The 18,088-nt window shown below is 45.2% G+C and carries 18 protein-coding genes and 1 riboswitch; of the genes, 6 read left to right on the top strand and 12 right to left on the bottom strand.

Annotated features, from left to right (window positions below; genetic code table 11):
* Window positions 1-292 precede the first annotated feature (292 nt).
* Window positions 293-982: a lamin tail domain-containing protein gene (locus ACSSVF_RS07095; protein WP_492406211.1), complete on the top strand. Its 690-nt coding sequence runs from the start codon at window positions 293-295 to the stop codon at window positions 980-982.
* A 12-nt stretch (window positions 983-994) separates the two neighbouring features.
* A complete protein-coding gene (locus ACSSVF_RS07090; protein WP_492406210.1) occupies window positions 995-1,984 on the top strand; it encodes an SdiA-regulated domain-containing protein in 990 nt (329 codons plus the stop codon).
* Between the two features lie 99 nt (window positions 1,985-2,083).
* On the opposite strand, the gene rnk is transcribed toward ACSSVF_RS07090, so the two are convergent.
* The gene (rnk, locus tag ACSSVF_RS07085; RefSeq protein WP_492406320.1) at window positions 2,084-2,443 is read right to left on the bottom strand and encodes a nucleoside diphosphate kinase regulator; all 360 of its coding nucleotides are present in this window, start codon (window positions 2,441-2,443) and stop codon (window positions 2,084-2,086) included.
* Between the two features lie 242 nt (window positions 2,444-2,685).
* Complete coding sequence (locus ACSSVF_RS07080; protein ID WP_492406209.1) at window positions 2,686-3,591, bottom strand: LysR family transcriptional regulator; 906 nt, start codon at window positions 3,589-3,591, stop codon at window positions 2,686-2,688.
* 141 nt (window positions 3,592-3,732) lie between these two features.
* Between ACSSVF_RS07080 and ACSSVF_RS07075 the strand changes: the two genes are divergently transcribed.
* Window positions 3,733-4,098 carry a hypothetical protein gene (locus ACSSVF_RS07075; RefSeq protein WP_492406208.1) on the top strand — a complete coding sequence of 122 codons (366 nt, stop codon included), beginning with the start codon at window positions 3,733-3,735 and terminating at the stop codon, window positions 4,096-4,098.
* A 6-nt stretch (window positions 4,099-4,104) separates the two neighbouring features.
* Here ACSSVF_RS07075 and ACSSVF_RS07070 read toward each other — a convergent pair whose 3' ends face one another.
* The 7 genes from ACSSVF_RS07070 to ACSSVF_RS07040 all read right to left on the bottom strand — a co-directional run bounded on the left by ACSSVF_RS07070 (window position 4,105) and on the right by ACSSVF_RS07040 (window position 12,758).
* Entirely contained in the window at window positions 4,105-4,512 is a 408-nt protein-coding gene (locus tag ACSSVF_RS07070; RefSeq protein WP_492406207.1) for a hypothetical protein, read from the bottom strand.
* Window positions 4,513-4,695: 183 nt separating this feature from the next.
* Entirely contained in the window at window positions 4,696-4,980 is a 285-nt protein-coding gene (locus ACSSVF_RS07065) for a hypothetical protein (RefSeq protein ID WP_492406206.1), read from the bottom strand.
* Between the two features lie 323 nt (window positions 4,981-5,303).
* Window positions 5,304-5,816 (bottom strand): OmpA family protein, encoded by a 513-nt coding sequence (locus ACSSVF_RS07060; protein WP_492406205.1) that lies wholly within the window; start codon window positions 5,814-5,816, stop codon window positions 5,304-5,306.
* Between the two features lie 435 nt (window positions 5,817-6,251).
* Window positions 6,252-6,896: a PEP-CTERM sorting domain-containing protein gene (locus ACSSVF_RS07055; RefSeq protein WP_492406204.1), complete on the bottom strand. Its 645-nt coding sequence runs from the start codon at window positions 6,894-6,896 to the stop codon at window positions 6,252-6,254.
* A gap of 202 nt (window positions 6,897-7,098) precedes the next feature.
* On the bottom strand, window positions 7,099-8,532 hold the full coding sequence (locus tag ACSSVF_RS07050) for a PepSY domain-containing protein (RefSeq protein ID WP_492406203.1): 1,434 nt from the start codon (window positions 8,530-8,532) through the stop codon (window positions 7,099-7,101).
* A gap of 9 nt (window positions 8,533-8,541) precedes the next feature.
* On the bottom strand, window positions 8,542-10,635 hold the full coding sequence (locus ACSSVF_RS07045; RefSeq protein ID WP_492406202.1) for a TonB-dependent receptor: 2,094 nt from the start codon (window positions 10,633-10,635) through the stop codon (window positions 8,542-8,544).
* Between the two features lie 195 nt (window positions 10,636-10,830).
* Window positions 10,831-11,059: riboswitch (cobalamin riboswitch) on the bottom strand.
* A gap of 526 nt (window positions 11,060-11,585) precedes the next feature.
* Window positions 11,586-12,758, bottom strand: coding sequence for a PEP-CTERM sorting domain-containing protein (locus ACSSVF_RS07040; RefSeq protein ID WP_492406201.1), 1,173 nt, complete (start codon window positions 12,756-12,758; stop codon window positions 11,586-11,588).
* A gap of 265 nt (window positions 12,759-13,023) precedes the next feature.
* Here ACSSVF_RS07040 and ACSSVF_RS07035 point away from each other — a divergent pair, with 265 nt between their 5' ends.
* The 3 genes from ACSSVF_RS07035 to ACSSVF_RS07025 all read left to right on the top strand — a co-directional run bounded on the left by ACSSVF_RS07035 (window position 13,024) and on the right by ACSSVF_RS07025 (window position 15,820).
* Entirely contained in the window at window positions 13,024-14,229 is a 1,206-nt protein-coding gene (locus ACSSVF_RS07035) for a helix-turn-helix transcriptional regulator (protein ID WP_492406200.1), read from the top strand.
* 175 nt (window positions 14,230-14,404) lie between these two features.
* Window positions 14,405-15,025, top strand: coding sequence for a PEP-CTERM sorting domain-containing protein (locus tag ACSSVF_RS07030; RefSeq protein WP_492406199.1), 621 nt, complete (start codon window positions 14,405-14,407; stop codon window positions 15,023-15,025).
* Between the two features lie 27 nt (window positions 15,026-15,052).
* On the top strand, window positions 15,053-15,820 hold the full coding sequence (locus ACSSVF_RS07025; RefSeq protein WP_492406198.1) for a PEP-CTERM sorting domain-containing protein: 768 nt from the start codon (window positions 15,053-15,055) through the stop codon (window positions 15,818-15,820).
* A 214-nt stretch (window positions 15,821-16,034) separates the two neighbouring features.
* Here ACSSVF_RS07025 and ACSSVF_RS07020 read toward each other — a convergent pair whose 3' ends face one another.
* The 3 genes from ACSSVF_RS07020 to ACSSVF_RS07010 all read right to left on the bottom strand — a co-directional run bounded on the left by ACSSVF_RS07020 (window position 16,035) and on the right by ACSSVF_RS07010 (window position 17,863).
* Window positions 16,035-16,610 carry a hypothetical protein gene (locus ACSSVF_RS07020; RefSeq protein WP_492406197.1) on the bottom strand — a complete coding sequence of 192 codons (576 nt, stop codon included), beginning with the start codon at window positions 16,608-16,610 and terminating at the stop codon, window positions 16,035-16,037.
* A 126-nt stretch (window positions 16,611-16,736) separates the two neighbouring features.
* Window positions 16,737-17,255, bottom strand: coding sequence for a hypothetical protein (locus ACSSVF_RS07015; RefSeq protein WP_492406196.1), 519 nt, complete (start codon window positions 17,253-17,255; stop codon window positions 16,737-16,739).
* Between the two features lie 254 nt (window positions 17,256-17,509).
* Window positions 17,510-17,863, bottom strand: coding sequence for a hypothetical protein (locus ACSSVF_RS07010; RefSeq protein WP_492406195.1), 354 nt, complete (start codon window positions 17,861-17,863; stop codon window positions 17,510-17,512).
* Window positions 17,864-18,088: the final 225 nt, after the last annotated feature.

Here is an 18,088-nt window from a genome sequence, read left to right as displayed (position 1 = left end):
AAGGCAGCAACCCTGAGCCTTTTTGGATGAGTGCGACATCGGCCTCAATCAATGCCAATACAAATTTAATCCCTTTTATTTATTCTGCCAATAGAGCGCCGTCCACCCGCCACAACAGGCCGCTGCGGGTAAAAATCTTGCACAGCCCTATCCGCCGCCCTTAATAATTAGTTCACAACCGCTGGTTACGATGCCCTCAGTCTTAGCTGAGATGGTTGGGGATTTTACATTTTCTGTCTCCTGGACTTCTTAAATCAGAAGTATTTAAACAACATATGTGGAGAAGATAATAATGAAAAAATCTTTAGTGGGTCTTGTCGCGTTAATTTTAGCAACTGCCGTCAGCCAGGCGCAGGCAGCAATCATCATTTCAGAGGTGGCACCTTGGAGTAGCGGTGATTCTGTAGTAGGTGCAGACTGGTTTGAACTCACCAACACAGGCAGTTCGGCTATCAATATCGCGGGCTGGAAAGTAGATGACAACTCCAACAGTTTCTCTGCTGCTTTAGCGCTCACAGGTATTAGCAGCATCAACGCTGGTCAATCTGTTGTCTTTATCGAAGGCAATGCAGCGACCGCAGCAACATTCGTTTCAACATGGTTCGGCTCTAATGTGCCAGCAGGCTTTGCCATTGGCTACTACAGCGGTTCTGGTATTGGCTTGAGCACAGGCGGTGATGCCGTGAATATTTTCAATGCATCCGGTGCGTTGCAGGCGAAAGTCACTTTCGGTGCCTCTGACTCGACGACTCCATTTCAAACATTTGATAACGCAGCGGGTTTAAACAATGTCACGATCTCCCAGCTGAGCGTTGTTGGCGTGAATGGTGCATTCAAAGCAGCCAATTCCCAGAATGAAATCGGCTCACCAGGTTCAATCGCAGCTGCAGCTGTTCCTGAGCCAGAAAGCTATGCCATGCTGTTAGCAGGTATCGCTGCCATCGGTGCTATCCGCCGCAAACGCCAAGCCAAGTCCAACTAAGGATAGCCACCCATGAAGCTTACCCATTTAATGGTCGCACTGGCTGCGATCATGGCTACGCCAGCCTATGCCGCAAGTACGCTTAACCTGGCGAATTACGCAGTGACAGGCAGTTATGCACTCGACGCCCTGAATGGCACCAACGGTGGCATCTCAGGCCTTGAGGCCTCCGCCATCACTTATGCCAAAGATCGCGGTTCACTGTTTTTTGTGGGCGACGAAGGCACAGGCGTTGTCGAAATCTCATTGACCGGCCAAACACTGGGTCATATGAATTTCAACTGGTCCAATACTGGTAGCAGCAAGCATGACACCGAGGGTCTCACGTATCTGGGAAACGGCGTGTTAGTAGTCGGCGAAGAGCGTTTATATGACGCTTACCGCTTCAACTACGTTGCTGGCGGCACGGCCAATCTGGCAAATAGCTCGGTTTCCATCAGCAATGCGAATGTGGGCAATAGTGGCCTGGAAGGTATCAGCTACGATGCGCGTAACGGCGGCAGTTTTGTCACCGTCAAGCAAGAGTCCCCGGAAGATATTCTGGGTGGCACGCTCACATTTGGCGCGAATGGCAGCGGCATCGCCAACATGTCGCAGCTGTTTAATCCATCCAGCTTGGGGTTAGCTACGCTTTCGGACGTGCAAACATTGTCGTCAGTCACTGCGCTGTATGGCACTCCGGGTGAAGATAACCTGCTGTTATTGAGCCTGGGTTCAAGAATGCTGGTTGAAGTCAGCCGTACTGGCCAGTTGATCAGCTCTTTTGACCTGTCGGCGGTTGTACCGCATAACGGGATCGAAGGCGTCACTATTGATGAAAACGGCACGATTTACCTGGTGGCCGAGCAGGAGCAAGATGGCAGCGTCTCTCTTGCAGATGCGCGCTCCAGGCTGATCATCCTCTCTTCAAATGTCGCCGCGGTGCCTGAAGCGGATAGCTACGCCATGTTGTTAGCAGGGCTAGGCTTAATGAGTATTGTCGTGCGTCGTCGCGCAAAATAATCACTCAGTCTGATATAAACAGCCCTGACTATCTTTGATAGTCAGGGCTGTTTTTTAGTGACATCAACGCTTTTCCTGAGCGATTAAACCGAGGCTACGTCAGGCTGCATGCACCACATTCATCACTTTCAGCCGCCGCGATTCCCCATTAGGAAATGGCCAGTCAATCTCCTGACCTACTTTCAAACCAAGTAACGCAGAGCCCACTGGCGATATGACTGAAACCCTGCCGAGTTTAAAATCCGCCTCTTCAGGAAAGCACAATTCTATCTCCCGCTCTAAACCGCTACTTTTATCCAGATAAGTCACCCGTGCATTCATTCGAACAACATCCTCAGGGACTTGATCAGTTGACACGACAATCGCCCTGCCGAGCTCATCGCGTAACAGTTCATCATTGATCAGCATGGATAAGCGCGCATAGTCGCTATCCGACAATATTAAATTTTCAGATTCCATATTTTCAACCATCTTCATTAATACGAGTCATCCGTGAGGACAAGCCGACAGAGTAATCGGGATAGGTTGAAAAAATAAGCCTGCGCAATTGAAAATGACTGTTTCCTTAACAGCTACAATTCGCTGACAGATCACGTGGACTCGCACTAAGCTGACATTGGAATGTGCAAAGCGATGCAAAGACTATTTAAAGCGAAAATCTCAACTTTTGTTACGCTGTGATTTTGATCATGGCTGGGCGGCTACTCTTTATCCCAATAGGGTTCTGCGCCAAACCGCTCAGATAAATAGTCAATAAACACGCGGGTTTTCAGCGGTAAATTGCGCTTGGGCAAATACAAAGCATAGACGTGTTGTTCAATAGGCAGGTATTCAGACAATACCGATTTCAGGCGTCTGGCTTGCAGGTCTTTACCAATAATAAATGTAGGCAAAAGCGCTAAACCAAAGCCCCCCAGAACGACTTGCGACAATGCTTCATCGTCATTAATGCGCAGCCTGCCAGAGACATTTACCGTCACCTCGCCCTTGGGGCCATTAAAACGCCACTGGCCTTTGTCTCCTGAATGTATGTAATCCAGACAATTATGATTGACTAAATCTTGCGGAATCACAGGTATTCCATGCTGTTCAAAGTACTTGGGCGTTGCGCACAGATTGCGCCGGATAGGCGCTAGCCTTCTGGCCACCAGGCTGAGCGGCAAATCCCGTGTGATGGTGATCACAACGTCGTAACCCTCTTCCGTCAAATCCACCAATCGATCAGTAATGGTCATGTCGATTTCCAATTGCGGATACCTATGCATAAACTCCGCGATGGCAGGCGCAATATGCAAGGTGCCAAAAGCCACTGAAGCAGCCACTTTAAGTACTCCCCGCGGTTGCGCATTCAAGCTTTCGATCATGTGGTTCGCTTCATCGGCCTCATTGCTGATACGGGTGCAATAGTCATAAAAGCTGGCGCCGATTTCAGTCAGGCTCAAATGCCGGGTGCTGCGGTTAAGCAAGCTGGCGCCTAAGGCATGCTCCAATTTAGCGACCGCCTTGCTCACTGAGGATTTGGTCATGCCCAGCTTCCTGGCGGCAGCCGAAAAGCTTTGCTCGCTGACCACATTGGCAAAAATGACCATCAGGTTTAAATCATACATGCCCGGATTGTATCCCAAATGGAAACAGTTATATGCGTTTTGTAGGACTAATTTTATAGCCAGAAATGGTTAACATACACCTTAGATGCATTGACCTAATAAAGCATCCACATAGCGAAGCACTCACAAGGAACCTGAGCCATGCATAAAGCATTTGCAAATACCAGTTTATTCACCATCGCTTATCTGATCTGTGTATTGCCGACTTATTATTCAGCATACTCAGGCTTGGTAGCAAACGCGACGCTATCGAACATCTTCAGCCCGCCTGCAATAATCTATCTTTTATCTATGGTGGGGATATGGGGGATCTGTCTGATCAGGGGTGCTGTCATCGGCAAAAACTGGCTGGTGCTTATCCCTACAGTCGCCTTCGTATTCAATTTGACGCCCGCCCTGACTGCGATTCCGATTGTGCCATACGCCTATCACTTATTGGCGATCTTGCTCGCAGTGGCTTCTTCACCAGGCGCGATGATCGATACCGATGCTTATGAAATGAGATAAATCAGGCTACGCATCTGGCGGGCTAGCTGCTTTGATTGGGAATAAATCAGGCTTACAGGCCAACAGGATTTTTTTGGAGACCCATAGATTTCTTGCTGGCAGCACCAGCCCGGACTCAAGCGGAGTGAGAAAAACGGTGAAGAAAATGATCTGTACCACACCCGCGGTACGCGCCTTGGGATCAATCTCCCGACATGCTTTATGGACTAGCACCGTGTAGATAAGCACAGGCGGAATGGTGAGCAGCGTGACCAGCATCGCCGTGGTTGCGCCAATCTGTACCACATCCGTGGCCGCGAACGCACAAGTAGAAAAAAAGAACCCTACATGGATCACATAGGCTTTTAATAACCGCAGCCTGACTTTGCGCAGCTTATCAATCAGATATGGGTTGGGTGTAGTGGCGTAGTGCATAGTATCAAAGCCATTCATTCACGGGTTTAGCCGCTATTAAACCACGAATAGAAGTGGATGGGCGATGGCATCTAGGTGCGTACATGAACGCAGGGTTTCAGCTGGCATGACCAGGCATATTAAACACTTCAAGCTGAAAATGATGTGCTAAAAAGAGATCGCATTAAGCGATCTCTTTTTTCCTTAGCGGGTTGCAGCACCTGGTGCCGGTTCTGCATCTGTAGGCTGTATCGGGTTAGCTTCTGCACTCCCGGCTTTTTGATGATTATGTTTTGATTTTTTATTCGCATGGCTATGCTTTTTAGCAGGCTTGGTGGCCGTTGTATCACGGTTATTCCTGCTTTGATCCTGTGCTTGCGGTGTTTCATTAGTGCCAAGTTCGGCGCCATCGGTTTGTTTATCTGTGTCAGCAGCGAAGGCTGTCATTGCAAATGCCGTGAATAATAAGGTGATGAATAATTTGCTCATGGTGGTGTCCCTATAAAAATGAAGTTTTATTACTGAATAGCTTTTTTTGGACTGCTTGTGAATTAGATGATTTATTGCGTCTTTAGGTTATCCGCCCCACTCCCATTCAAGTGTAGGAGGTGGCTGATTAATGCGTCGTCTTTTCTACGCTCAACCGACACCTCGCCTAAGGAATGCCAGTGTGGTTATTATCAATCTCGGCTTTAAACCCAAAAACGCCAGAATTTCTGAAATAAAAAACGGTTCACATTTCTGCGAACCGTCTTTTACATGCTGTAATGAATAAAGCCTTCTATAAACCTATACCTTGGTTTATGTCCGTTTTATTTCACACCATAATTGATATCTACGCGACGATCAATCTTGTGGCAATGCTCATCAGGGCAATCGCGGCTTGCGAACTCATTGCCATAACTGATTGTTTCAAGTTGCGCATTTTTTACACCCTGCGCATTGAATGCATTTTTCACCGCCACTGCCCGGCGTAAGCCAAGATCCTTGTTGTAGTCACCCTTGCCTCTTTCATCTGAATGACCTTGCAATGAGATTTTGCTTTGCGGGTGATTCAATAAATATTTGGCATGCACGGCGATCAGGTTTTTATATTTTGGATTCAGCGTATCGCTGTCGTAATCAAAATAAACCTGGCGGTTTGAAAGGTAAGCGCCGTATATTTTATATGCCCGCCCTGAATCATCTGCATCAGACACAGCATGCTCTGCGGCAGTTTCCTGCTTTGAGGTTGGATTACCGGTATGCGATAAATCCGTGGGTGTGCTTTTACAAGCAGACAAGACTAATGCAAGTCCTAAGATCTTCCAGGTATTTGAATTCATAACTTCTCCTTAACTTTCTACAAATTGATAGAACCATCACATTTCTGAAGGTGCAGTGTTTACGCTGAAACCACTGTCTTGTTAATAACCGGTGAATGTGCTCACTAGGAGAGAGTCCTTCTTGGCATCAACCCTGTCAGACTAACGATAGTTTGCATAAAGATTTATCGGAAGATTTCTATAAACCGTGTAGGAATTCTCTTGCCTGAGGAATTCAAGAAAGCAAACACTTTGCAATGCTGCAGCTAAAAAACCACCTTGAAACAGGTTGACCAAGGGGTCGGAAAAAGGAAATGTGTAGGTAGGCAAACCTGGAAAACACAATCATTGTGCGTACCACATGCCTGGATAATAGGCCTGGCACTAGATGGGAGAAACAAATAAAAAAGCCACACTGAAATATCAGCGTGGCTTTTTGCCTAACGAGTGTAGTGCTTAAGCTACGTTTTTGCGGCGTGCAACAAAGCCCATCAAGCCCAGGCCAGCTAACATCAATGCTGATGTGTCAGCTTCTGGTACAGCAGCGACGTTTGAAGACAAGAACTCGACGCGCAAGCCAGCTGGGTTGCCAGAACTGAGTGCTGTATTCGTCAGAACAAATGACAAGGTGTTGATACCTGCAACAAAGCTACCTGCAGAAGCTGTAAAGGTACTCCATGATGTGAAACCATCAGCAGTGCCGATCTCAATGCCGTTGAGGTAAGCAATAGCAGAGTTATCAGCAGCAAACTGGCCGTTAAAGCTGGCTGTAGCTGCGGAATACCCAGTCAGATCAAATGTGGTAGTCCATGTGTAGGTACCATCACTTGAAGAATCGAATGAGTCACCCTGGTTTGCAGTAGGTGTTAACCATGACGAAGTAGCATTATTCGCAAGCCAGTTGCCTGCAAGTGGAAATGAACCATTTACTGAGACATAACCGTGTGCGCCAACTGGGCTGGTAGTGCTTGATAATGCGTAATTTGTATCTTGTGTACCTGCCGTAAAGCCAGCGCCTGTGTTATTTAAACCTGCAATATCAACCGCGTATGCGTTTACAGAAGCCAAACCTATTGCCATTACTAAAGCTAATTTTTTCATTGTTATCCCCTTTTAATATTTAACATCTCATTTAACATCTACGACGTTCAATAAACAATCAATATTACACTAATAATATTATGATAAAAATATTACTGCTGTCATTAGTCTGTTTGGGCCTAAGCAACGTTAGGCAAAGCAAAAAAAACGGCAAATGATTTCCGCAGAGAATGCGCCAGCCACATAATCAAAGTGTTAAAAATCAATGACGTAGTCTACGCCAACCAAGCACGACGCCTGCGATGCTAGCGAGGATGCCGCCAATAGAAAGCGCAATCACAACGACTTGACGCCCGATCTCATAGTTTCCAAGTGGTGGAAAATCCATACAGTGCAGTGCATTGAACAACCATCTGTAAAGCCGACTATCATTATTATGGGACGATACGACTTGCCCTGTCTCAGCGTCCAGGTAGTAGGTCGTCCTGGCGCTATCTGCGAATGCCACTTTCAATACTTTTGAGACTTTGTGTTCCGCGCTAGAACGATAGTACAAGTCGCCATCGTTTAACCACTCGGCAGATATCTGAGCCACCCCGGCCTGCATGGCTTGTGCCCGCTTGGTAAGCACGGCCTGATCAAAAGGGGCGACCGTTGCACCATTTGAGATATCTATCAGGTATTTGTGATCTGCTGTGTACCCCAACACTCTTACCTTGCCGTCGAACTTGGTCCATTCGATTTCTTTGATCTCTTTCATATCCAAACGGCTGGGCAACTGCATTTCAGCCAGGCCGATCTTGCCGCCTGTCCATGCCAGCGTTTCCTGCTCGCTCATTTTGCGAGCGGATATCCAGTCAAACGGCTTGACCGACAGCCAGCCGCTAAACAGCCAGGTGATGCAAAACATACCTGCGATCAAACCGGAAAGATGATGCCAGCGTGCCCAGCCGCGATATGGCGAGACACGGTTCTGGCTATATCTGCGCTTGATGCGAAGCCGTTGTATACCCAAGTACATCCCTAATACAATCAATAGCAAAGCGGCGCCCGAGGCCCACATGATCACCTGGCGCCACAATTCACGTTCCACGCGCAGAGGCGTGAAATATATCCAATGAATGACAGACCCCAGCCAGTTCCAGGTGCGCTCATTGCGCTGTGTATCTAGCACGACCTCACCGGTATGGCTGGATACGTAAAGCTCAGTGCCCATCACATCTTCCAGTGCAATACGATGTAAGGGGCGATGTGCATCTAAGCCGGATGCAATCGACCATTGATCCCGGGTAATGAGTTGACTACCCTGAATGTCAGCATGTGGTGAAAACGCGCTGACACTGCTCCTGATCAGCGCATCATTAATGGCAAGGCGTTGGCCCGTATCCGCCCAGATTGATAGCCATGCGCCGCCCTGTAAAAAATGATAGGCGGGCCTGTCATGGTGCATATTCAGCCTGACTTTTTCGGGCGCATGCTGATTACCGGCGGTACGCCATGCTTTTTCAGCGCTGAATTGAATCTTGCTTAAATCCACTGCCTGCAGTGTAGCCAGGCGTTTCGCTTGATTCAGTTTGGGATAGGCGACGTAGAGCATCACCAGGCCAGAGATAAACCAGAGCAGTACCAACAACCCCAAGCCTATCCCCAGCCAGCGATGCCACAGATGCAGATTGCGTAAAGTCAATAATCGCATCGAAGACGGTTAGTACCTGAACTCAGCCGTCAACTCCAGTTGTCTGGGCGCGCCTATGATTTGCTGTGTATTTCCGTAAGCCAATGCCGCGTAGAACTTATCTGTCAGGTTGCGTAGATTTGCCCGCAATGTGATCTGCCTGTTGATATTCCAGGCTGCGCTCGCATCGTAAACGGTGTAACTGTCCATGGTGATTGCGTTGGCGCTATCGGCATAACGCTTGCCAACGTATCTGGCGCCTACACCGGCTTCCCACTTAGGCTGCTGATAATATAACCAGGCATTAGCCACGCGCTCAGGCACATTCGAAGGCGTGTTTCCGGCACGTGAAATACCGGCATTGCCTTCTTTTAACTCGTCAAAACGAGCGTCCAGTATGGCTATATTGAAGTCCGTGCGCCAATTCTCGACGGGAAACAAGGTAGTTGCAAATTCAATACCTCTTGAAGATTGTTTACCACCCTGGATGGAAACCGATGGCGTGACCGGATCACGCGTGATGATGTCATCTTTAGCGATGTGATACAGGGCAAGGGTCATTTGGCCTTTAGCATCAGGCAGCAGGTGCTTAATGCCTATTTCCTCCTGACGGGACTTGGTCAGGTCGAACTGAGCGTTGGCCAGATTCAAGCCTAACAAGTTAGTCACCGGATCCGTGCCCCGGCTCATCTGCCCATACAAGGCAGTCTCTGGCGTCAAATCAAACACAGCCCCTGCGCGCCAGGTCAGCGGTGAGAAATCCTGATCAACATTGGCGGCGCCCCTGTAATCCTTACGATAAGTATCGATCAGATCCTTGCGCAGGCCAACGATCAGCTTTAAATGATCAGTCGCATTGAATGCATCCTCCACAAAGAAAGCCTGTTGCTTGAGATCAGCATCATAGTTTTTCAATACCGCCGTCGTGCTTCTAAACAGGCCGGGAGAGAAGTTATATACCGGGACACTGTCTGAAACAGTGTTGCCCGCATTGCTGCTATGCAGGAAATCTGTATGCGAGATCTCCCAACCCGCTGCGATACGGTTCTGATGTCCCAACAGAGTATCAATCGAGGCCAGCTCCATGCGGTTGCCATACTGGGTCTGTTCATGTTCGATCGCTAAAAAACTGCTGCGGGTGACACGATTAGTCGTCGTATTCAGTGCGTAGTTTTCTGCGTTACGCCATTCCCGGTCCGACTTGAACCAGTAAGTCTCATTCTTGAATTTCAATGAAGGGGTGATATCCCATTCGACCTTGGCGCGGGCACGGGTATCAACGAAATCCATTTTGTCATTGTCGACATTGAAATTGGCTTTACGTAATGCACGCGAAATATTGCCGTTCACTAACGGTGAACCATAAATGGCTGTCGGTGACTCTTCTGCATGGTCAAGCGTAAAACCGATCCGTAGATTCTCTGTAGGCGTGAACAGAAACGACGACATGATTTTTTTACTTTTAAAATCACCCCTATCTATGTATCCATTACCGCCTAACGCAGAGGCATCAATACGAAAAGCACCCATTTCACCGATGGCACCTGAGCCGCCGATACCGGTACGATAGTTACCGCGTGTCCCCAACCCGAACAGAGCTTCAAGCGATGTTTCCCGGCTAGCTTTTTTCCTGACACTATTAACCACACCTCCGGCAGAACCGTCGCCGAATATGACAGAAGCAGGTCCGCGTAACACTTCAATCCGCTCGTAACCCCAGGTATCTGAAGGATAAGTCAGCGTGCCAGCACCTGTGACCAGGCGGACACCGTCTTCAGCTTGTGCGACGGAGTTGTTGCCTGTGAATCCCCGTGATGAAAAGGATTGTCCATTGCCAGGCGTGCTGATATCAGTGATGCCGGTTGTACGGGTCACCGCTTCTTTGATGCTGATGTCGCCGCGTTGGCGGATGGTGTCGCTATCAACGACGTCAACGCTGGCAGGTGTCTCTTTCGCGGTCAGGTCCAATCGCGTTGCCGTACTATTGGTTTTATTGAGGTTGATTGCTGCCTTGGGTTCCGCGCGAGCTTTTACTACCACCTCGTCCAGCAAATCCTCTGCTGCGGATGCCATGCCGGAGAGCGCTGCCAATATGGCCACGCCCAATACCTTTTGTTTAAACATGATTTAATACTCCCTGAATACCATTCAAATTAACGCGACCAAACCGTCACGTACGTTGGTAATAGCAGGGTTCAAAGTAGACAGCCTCATTCGTGCCGGTTGCGACACGACTCAGCTTGTATATGCGGTGTTATAGATATGTAAACGGTGAATTGACATTCACTTCTACTCAGGAGCACCCCGCCCTAATTCGAACTCTACGACTACACCAGGGCAGGTCTCCTGACTCTCGGGTCGCTGCCTATTCGCGGCCTTCCCAAGTCATAAACTCAGTGGCTAGATGTGCGAACAGGCTATCCGATTACAGTTGCGGGGGCAGTTCCGGAATGGTCTCGTAATCTCTTGAGACGGCACCGGATTCCCTATTAATCTGCTTGGCTATGTTTAAGCATCGCCAAGCTGAACCATGGTGGGGCGAGTGTAAGTTTGTCGTGCTTTGGTGTCAATGCATAAACAAAAACTTACACACCAGATGCTGTACTTGCTGAGACTATCCGATTATTACAGCATTTAGCTTTTGGTCGGTCTATTCCTCAAATGGGGAATAAATTGAATTTCGTGACCATCTTCTTGAGGATACTCGAAAAGCCATGCATCCTATCCAAGCGCATGGCTACTATAAACATTAAGTTTAATACTTGGACTAACCCCAACTCCCAACCCAAGCCAATCCAACATAACGGCCAACGATTGCCACCGGGATTACCGCCGAATCAGCCAGCCTCTGATTGCTAGGCTATGGCTCAAGGCGTGTGACTATGGGCAGAGTTTGTGGCTGCGAGTGGATGAATTTTGGGAATGAGTTGCGGGTGAGCAAATGGTTAGAAATACTTAAACGCCAGAATTCTGAAAACTGTACGCTGGAGGATGTTTTGAATGAAAATAAAAGACCCAAAGTATCAACCTTGAGTCTTATTAAAATGTTGCCCATTTTGAGCAAACACAGCTCCTTACATCATGCGTTTCTTCGGTCTTTGAATTAACCCAATTAAACCTAATCCTGCAATTAACATTGCTAGGCTTTCAGGTTCTGGTACTGCAGTAATTCTGACATAGAAACCTTCTTCTTTTCCGGCTAGGTTAATACCAGATCCAACAATCGTATTACCATCTGCACTAATCCCTTGTGCGCTTACTAAACGAGTAAAACCTGACATATCGACATCTTTTTCAGTTAGCCAATCCATAAGGCTTACCATCCCATCGGCCTCTGTCCACAGAAATGCTTCCTCATCAAGCCAACTCGAAAAAGAACTGCCCACAATTACAGACCCATCCGCACTAACGCCTTCAGCATTACTATGAAGATGGTCAGCAGATAAGTACCCAAGGCCAACCATACCTTCAGTTTGAGTCCAGCGGAATGCTTGACGTGTAAAACCAATGGTAAAAGAGTCTCCAATGATTACTGATCCATCCGCACTAATACCAGTAGCATTACTTTGAAGATCATCTGCAAATAGATAACCAAGGCCAACCATACCTTCAGTTTGAGTCCAACGAAATGCTTCTAGACCACTGGTAGTCGAACCATTACCAATAACTACTGATCCATCCGCACTTACTCCACTTACAAAACTATGAAAATAACCTCCCGCCAAATCACCTAACCCGATCATTCCTTCAGTTTGAGTCCAACGAAATGCTTCCGTTTTGTAACCATTTGAGGACGTGCCGACTATGACAGATCCATCGGCGTTAACACCAAATGCTCTACTGTTAGAATCTCCAGGCAAATGCCCTAAATGAATTACTCCTTCACTTTCACTCCAGCTAGCAGCCACTGAACTGTCACTTCCAACAAATACAGTACCATCTGCATTGATCACCATACCACCAAAAAGTCCACCAGATAATTCTCGCACTCTAATCATGCCGTTTGCTTGCGTCCATATAGCGTTCCCATAGATTGGAAATCCATCATCTAGAGAACCAATCTGCATCTCGCCTGTTACCACCATTCCGTTTGAACTAACCTTGAGAGGGCTATAGTCGAATGCACCTAGCCCCGTACCCAACCCAATGAGTTGCCCACCCGCATTTACATTAGCAGAGAAAACGCTGAGGATTGTGGAGATTGTAAGGATTGAAGCTTTTGCTTTTAGATGAGAAATGTTAATCACGATGAATAGCCTTTGAATGAATTGAAGCAATTACATCATCTAGGCAATGGCCGGTCTATTCCTCAAATGGGGGATAATTTTTAAACCCACAAAACTTAAGACTCTTTAAAGATTATCGGAAAAACAAAATTCAGACTTTTAATTCTTATTGCTAGTAAATAGATTATTGCCAATACAACTGTGTAAGATTTTCTATGTTATAAGTTACATATATCCGTTGTAGTTAAGTTTTGCTCTGAATAGTTAAGCGCTAAGTGAGTTAAAAATGACATCAGTAGAAAATGCAGTAATAAATAACATCAAGCTTTCTGATGAGAATGTGAACCTTCTGATCGAGCTCCTTTATCAGAGTTTAGAAAATGAAGTTGGTTGGGAGCCATTCCTACACAAACTGAGTGAGATTGTGGATATCAAAGTGATTCACATGATTGCTCAAGATAAAAATAACCAAGCTATATCATTTAGTGAGCACGCTAACGTATCTGTTGAATCAGAATTCGCCTATCTGCATAAGTATCAATTTGTTGAAGTACGATTACAGCATTTAATTGATAAACCTCCTGGGCACTGGGCGCATGACTTTGAAACAGTAGGTGAAGAGGTGATGTCAGCTCATCCAATCTATCAAGAGTTTCTAGCTCCAGCTGACGTCAAGTATTCATCCATTTGCAAACTTGTTGACGATGAACGTGCTGTAGTTTTTTTTGGAATATTCACAAGCCCATCTCAAGGGCCGATCACAAAAGAGTGCTTGGAGTTCATGAATAAACTACTCCCTCATATGTGTAGGGTTAGTAGACTTTCAATCCAAAACTTTATCTACTCAACTCAGGCTCTCGTGGGGCATACATTAGTAAACAAATTAAGGCAGCCTGTTATTTTGGCTTCTGTGCATGGTGAGGTAATGCATGTGAATGAGGCGGCCAAACGTATGTTTGAAGCAACTGATTTATTACGAATTGAACGAGGCAATTTGCAAATGCCTCCAAAATACAAAGAAGAGTTTTTAAACGAATGTGAAGCGATGGAAATAGATATCAGAAAAGGTACTTTTACTGAAACTTCCTCATTCAAAACCTTGCAGATTACTTCCTCGAATGTAGATAAGACTTTGTATGCTTTTTATACAATGCTTCCCCCTCAACAAGTGATGAGAGCATATGGCTTGCGACCTTTAGTCATGTTGTTTTTCTACCACCCAGAATCGGCACCTAAAGTTGATGCCTCCATCTTAAGCGCTGCATTTAGTCTCACACCCGCAGAATGCCGAATAGCCATACTATTAGCTGAAGGGCTCTCACAAAAAGAAATTTCAACTAAGTTGAATATTAAGCACGACACTGTGAGAAAACAATTACAAAGCATTTATTATAAGACCTCTACAAATCAGCAATCGGAGCTAATACGATTGATGCTGCACTTGCCAAGTAACTTCGTGCAAGAGCCGCTTAACCTAAGACTTAATTCATAAAAATCGTAACCAAACCTGCTTAATCTGAATTTATGGATTCAATTTCCAAAACACCCCCCATTTGAGGAATAGACTCAAAGCATACTTTCGTGAAAACTTCACTTAATTGATCGTTACCACTTAGTTGTTAAGCATAACGATTTCATAAAAATTATTATTAATTGTGGAGGATAGTATGAGCACACTGAGCAGTCTTGGTAAATTTCTTATTGCAGTCACTCTTTCATCGATCTCACTGCATGCAAGTGCAATCACTTATACCGTTGAAGAAAGTTTTAGTGGAAATTGGGAAGCGACTTGGGCCTTACCGATTGCTACGTTTGTTCATACAAGTTCATCTCAAACACTAACTGCAGGCGACGCTTCAATATTCACTGGTAGCAGTACTCAGTCATTCTCAACAATCGAAAATGTCGTCACTTGTGTTTCTTGCACAATCACTGAAACACTTAGCAATGGCGACAAGATCTTTTTCACCCATGCATTAGCTAATGGTGCGCTTACACCTAGCATTTCTAATCCAGGCACAGTAGATAATTACTATGACGGCACAGTAACGATCACAGGTGGCACAGGTTTATTTAGTGGCGCGTATGGCAGCGGAACATTCACTGCGATTGATTTTGGGGTTTATAACACCGATGGAAATGGGGCTTTTACCAGTTTCAATCCAAATGGTAACTGGCAAATTCAGCTTGCATACTCAGTTACCACTGCAGTACCTGAACCTGAAAGCTATGCCATGCTAGTTTTAGGTTTTGGACTTGTTGGTTGGGCATCTCGCCGTAAACTTTAAAAATAATTGCTCAGAAGAGGTGTCTACATGCTTGGGAAAGCTCGAATTAAATCGAAAGTAATACTCGCAGCATCAATCGCATTGGCAAGTTTGAATGCTGAAGCTGCACTCACTTCATACAATCCGAATGGAGTTGATCTAGTTTACAGTTCAGTTAGTGACGTGACTTGGACTAAAGATGCCAATTTATTAGGTAGTTTGATAGCGTCAAAAGGCTATACCAATGTCGTTAATGCAATTATAAGTGCAAGCCCAACCATCACCAACTTACCTAATAACTTCAGTCCCACTGGCATCTACACAATCTCTGCCACAGACTTTAGCCAAAGCGAATTGGGGCGCACAAGCTGGTTTGGTGCAATGGCATTCATCAGCTACTTAAACGACGTCAGATATGGAGGCAGTAACGACTGGTTATTACCTAAATATACTTCTGATTATACTTTTTTTACCACACCGCTTAGAAATGGCACAAGCTCGGGCAATGAGTATTCAGAATTATTTTATGATGAGTTGGGCGGAAGTATGTTTTCAAATGTCCCAAGCACAACGACCTTCGATAATCTAAAAACTGATTTCTATTGGTCTGGCACGGAGAAAAGCACAGACTCGGAGGCTCGAATATTCAATAATTTTATTGGCGAACCGTTTGAAGAGCACAAAAACTTCCAATTATATGCATGGGCAATTACTTCAGGAAAAGTAGCACCTGTACCTGAACCAGAGAATCTAGCCATGTTGCTTACTGGACTTGGATTGATTGGCTTTTCCACCAGACGTAAACACCATAACTAAATATAAAAATGTAATATCCTCCTTGCCCTGTTGTATTCAGGGCTTTTTTACATCTTTATAGAACAGTTAATTAGTAACTATCAACGCTAAGCCACTCCCGCCTGGACAAATCTGATTTCCCACGCCAAACCACCATAACGGCCAACGATCTCAATCGAGGTTACCTTCGTATCCACAGGCCCCTAATTGCTTAGCTATGGCTCAAGGCGTGAGACTATGTGTAGGGTGTAAAATAAAGCGTTGGCGCTTTAACAGATGCAATTTCTAAATTGAATTGATGAGAAGGCTCATAGTCACCAACATACGTCAAAGCAATCTTGCCATTCCATTGAATTCTAAAGTTGTCAGTCCTTTCAATACGAAAAAATTTAATACAATGATCTACTACGGTATCGTGGCCTAAGAGGTAAATCTGAAATGCTTTTGCATCATGATCATTAAGGTCACATGGCAAAGCATCTACACCAAGCTCTAATTCATCTAAAAAGTCCAATGAGTATTTGTCAATCTCGCAAATTTTAAAGCCCCCTTCGTGCCAATCAGTTGAAGAGATAGTGCATCGATGATAGTTGCCCCATACAATAGGAGCATTCCAATCCGACGGATAATCTAGATTTTCATCATCTTCAATATCCCGCTCTGCATAATAATCATCTGTTACCAAATGGAAGTGGAACCAGACCTCAGCGTCTATTATCTCTAATCTCCACTGAAAATCTTTAATCCTATGTCCTTCAGGCCAAGGGTTCCCTTGAAAGTAAATACGATTAGAACTTATTGAAGCGGTCATCTGATTAGAATTTGAGATTGTTATTCTTCATAGAAAGATATTAGCACCACAAAACAAAAAAGACCCAAGGCGCTAACCTTGAGTCTCTCTATAAATAGTGGCCCCTATGTGAGTCGAGAAAATCACCTACTCAGGACACACATTTGCAGAGTCAGGCCCACCAAAAGCATCATTCATTTTTTTGAAATTTTCATCGTTTTTTTTCATTTCTTCTACATGCTTAAAAAGGGTGTCTACTATCAATTTAATTGAGCCATTCAACATAGCTGCTCCAATGTCCTCACACAGATTGTTTGATAATATTTGCTTTTTACTCAGGCAAACTCCCCAAGCACTTTCTTTAAAACTCCGCATTTTGTTTTGGTAATTAGATTCAAGTTCTTTTTCGTTCAAATCACGAATACTCTGCGGCTTATTTACATTGGCATTGAAATAAAACTTATGCCATATTTTTTCAGCATAAGACTCATTTTGAGCTGAGCAATAATCAACAAAAACTTTACCCTGATTGATATTCATCTGAATAAATTCTTCTACATCAAAGTCCTCAGAAAGCTCGTTAGCAAGAGACTCTTTAGGCAGGCTAAAAAGTATTAGCACCAGTATTTTGCAGGCAAGAATATTTTTAAAAAAATTTATATACACTTTGAATAATGATGCGACTGCTGAATCGATAGTGTATCAAATGAATCTTTTGTGATGGCTTCCCATTTGAGCATCGAACTTGAATATTAACGCTAGACACTCCCGCTTGGATAAACCAAAACTACCACGTCAAGCCAACATAACGGCCAACGATTGCCACCGGGACTACCGTCGTATCAGCCAGCCGCTGAATGTGTGGCTATGGCTCAAGGGGTGCGACTATGGGCAGGGTTTGGAAACAAAGTCATAGGTATTTAGAGTTGGATTGCCCGGTTTCTTTCAGAATTTATATGGATAAGGAGAACAGAGCAAAGAATTAGATTAAATAATCCCAATATAGCCCCAGCCATATTTTGACCAATACTCATCATTGCGGCAGTACTTACAATAAGTAAAAAGAGGTATGCCCAAGAACCTTTCTTGATTACTAGCTTTTTGGAGTATTTGAAAGTCTGAAATGAAATAATACAAAACGGAATGTAAAACATACTTGCCCATAAAAAATTACTCATGTGAGTATCCGTGGGTCCCATGTTAAATGCCATTACAGCATATGCTAATGCCAGAATTAAAGATAAAGCACCAAACCAGTAATTTTTAATTTGCATAAATTTCTAAAGTTAAATACGCAAGGCGGGGGCTGACAATAATCTAGTTTACCTCACCTCAAAACAAAAAAGACCCCCACGGCATCAGGACCAACTCTTGAAGTTGTGTGTAAATACTCGAATTCACCTGCGTTGGGTTTGAGGCAGCTGGCGGGTGAAGTTTCGGAGTCGGCAGAGTTGAGCTAACCTAAAAATCCTGAAACGCCGAAATTTTGAAAAACTGTA

It is taken from the genome of Methylophilus sp. E2MeOHC9, assembly GCF_058744375.1.
This window is presented reverse-complemented; position numbering and strand designations above follow the sequence as displayed.

Excerpts from the sequence above, each read along its gene's own strand:
- ACSSVF_RS07010 (WP_492406195.1), bottom strand. The coding sequence starts at position 17,863 with ATGCAAATTAAAAATTACTGGTTTGGTGCTTTATCTTTAATTCTGGCA.
- rnk (WP_492406320.1), bottom strand. The coding sequence starts at position 2,443 with ATGGAATCTGAAAATTTAATATTGTCGGATAGCGACTATGCGCGCTTA.
- ACSSVF_RS07090 (WP_492406210.1), top strand. The coding sequence starts at position 995 with ATGAAGCTTACCCATTTAATGGTCGCACTGGCTGCGATCATGGCTACG.
- ACSSVF_RS07025 (WP_492406198.1), top strand. The coding sequence starts at position 15,053 with ATGCTTGGGAAAGCTCGAATTAAATCGAAAGTAATACTCGCAGCATCA.
- ACSSVF_RS07050 (WP_492406203.1), bottom strand. The coding sequence starts at position 8,532 with ATGCGATTATTGACTTTACGCAATCTGCATCTGTGGCATCGCTGGCTG.
- ACSSVF_RS07060 (WP_492406205.1), bottom strand. The coding sequence starts at position 5,816 with ATGAATTCAAATACCTGGAAGATCTTAGGACTTGCATTAGTCTTGTCT.
- ACSSVF_RS07095 (WP_492406211.1), top strand. The coding sequence starts at position 293 with ATGAAAAAATCTTTAGTGGGTCTTGTCGCGTTAATTTTAGCAACTGCC.
- ACSSVF_RS07045 (WP_492406202.1), bottom strand. The coding sequence starts at position 10,635 with ATGTTTAAACAAAAGGTATTGGGCGTGGCCATATTGGCAGCGCTCTCC.
- ACSSVF_RS07020 (WP_492406197.1), bottom strand. The coding sequence starts at position 16,610 with ATGACCGCTTCAATAAGTTCTAATCGTATTTACTTTCAAGGGAACCCT.
- ACSSVF_RS07065 (WP_492406206.1), bottom strand. The coding sequence starts at position 4,980 with ATGAGCAAATTATTCATCACCTTATTATTCACGGCATTTGCAATGACA.
- ACSSVF_RS07035 (WP_492406200.1), top strand. The coding sequence starts at position 13,024 with ATGACATCAGTAGAAAATGCAGTAATAAATAACATCAAGCTTTCTGAT.
- ACSSVF_RS07075 (WP_492406208.1), top strand. The coding sequence starts at position 3,733 with ATGCATAAAGCATTTGCAAATACCAGTTTATTCACCATCGCTTATCTG.
- ACSSVF_RS07070 (WP_492406207.1), bottom strand. The coding sequence starts at position 4,512 with ATGCACTACGCCACTACACCCAACCCATATCTGATTGATAAGCTGCGC.
- ACSSVF_RS07080 (WP_492406209.1), bottom strand. The coding sequence starts at position 3,591 with ATGTATGATTTAAACCTGATGGTCATTTTTGCCAATGTGGTCAGCGAG.
- ACSSVF_RS07030 (WP_492406199.1), top strand. The coding sequence starts at position 14,405 with ATGAGCACACTGAGCAGTCTTGGTAAATTTCTTATTGCAGTCACTCTT.
- ACSSVF_RS07055 (WP_492406204.1), bottom strand. The coding sequence starts at position 6,896 with ATGAAAAAATTAGCTTTAGTAATGGCAATAGGTTTGGCTTCTGTAAAC.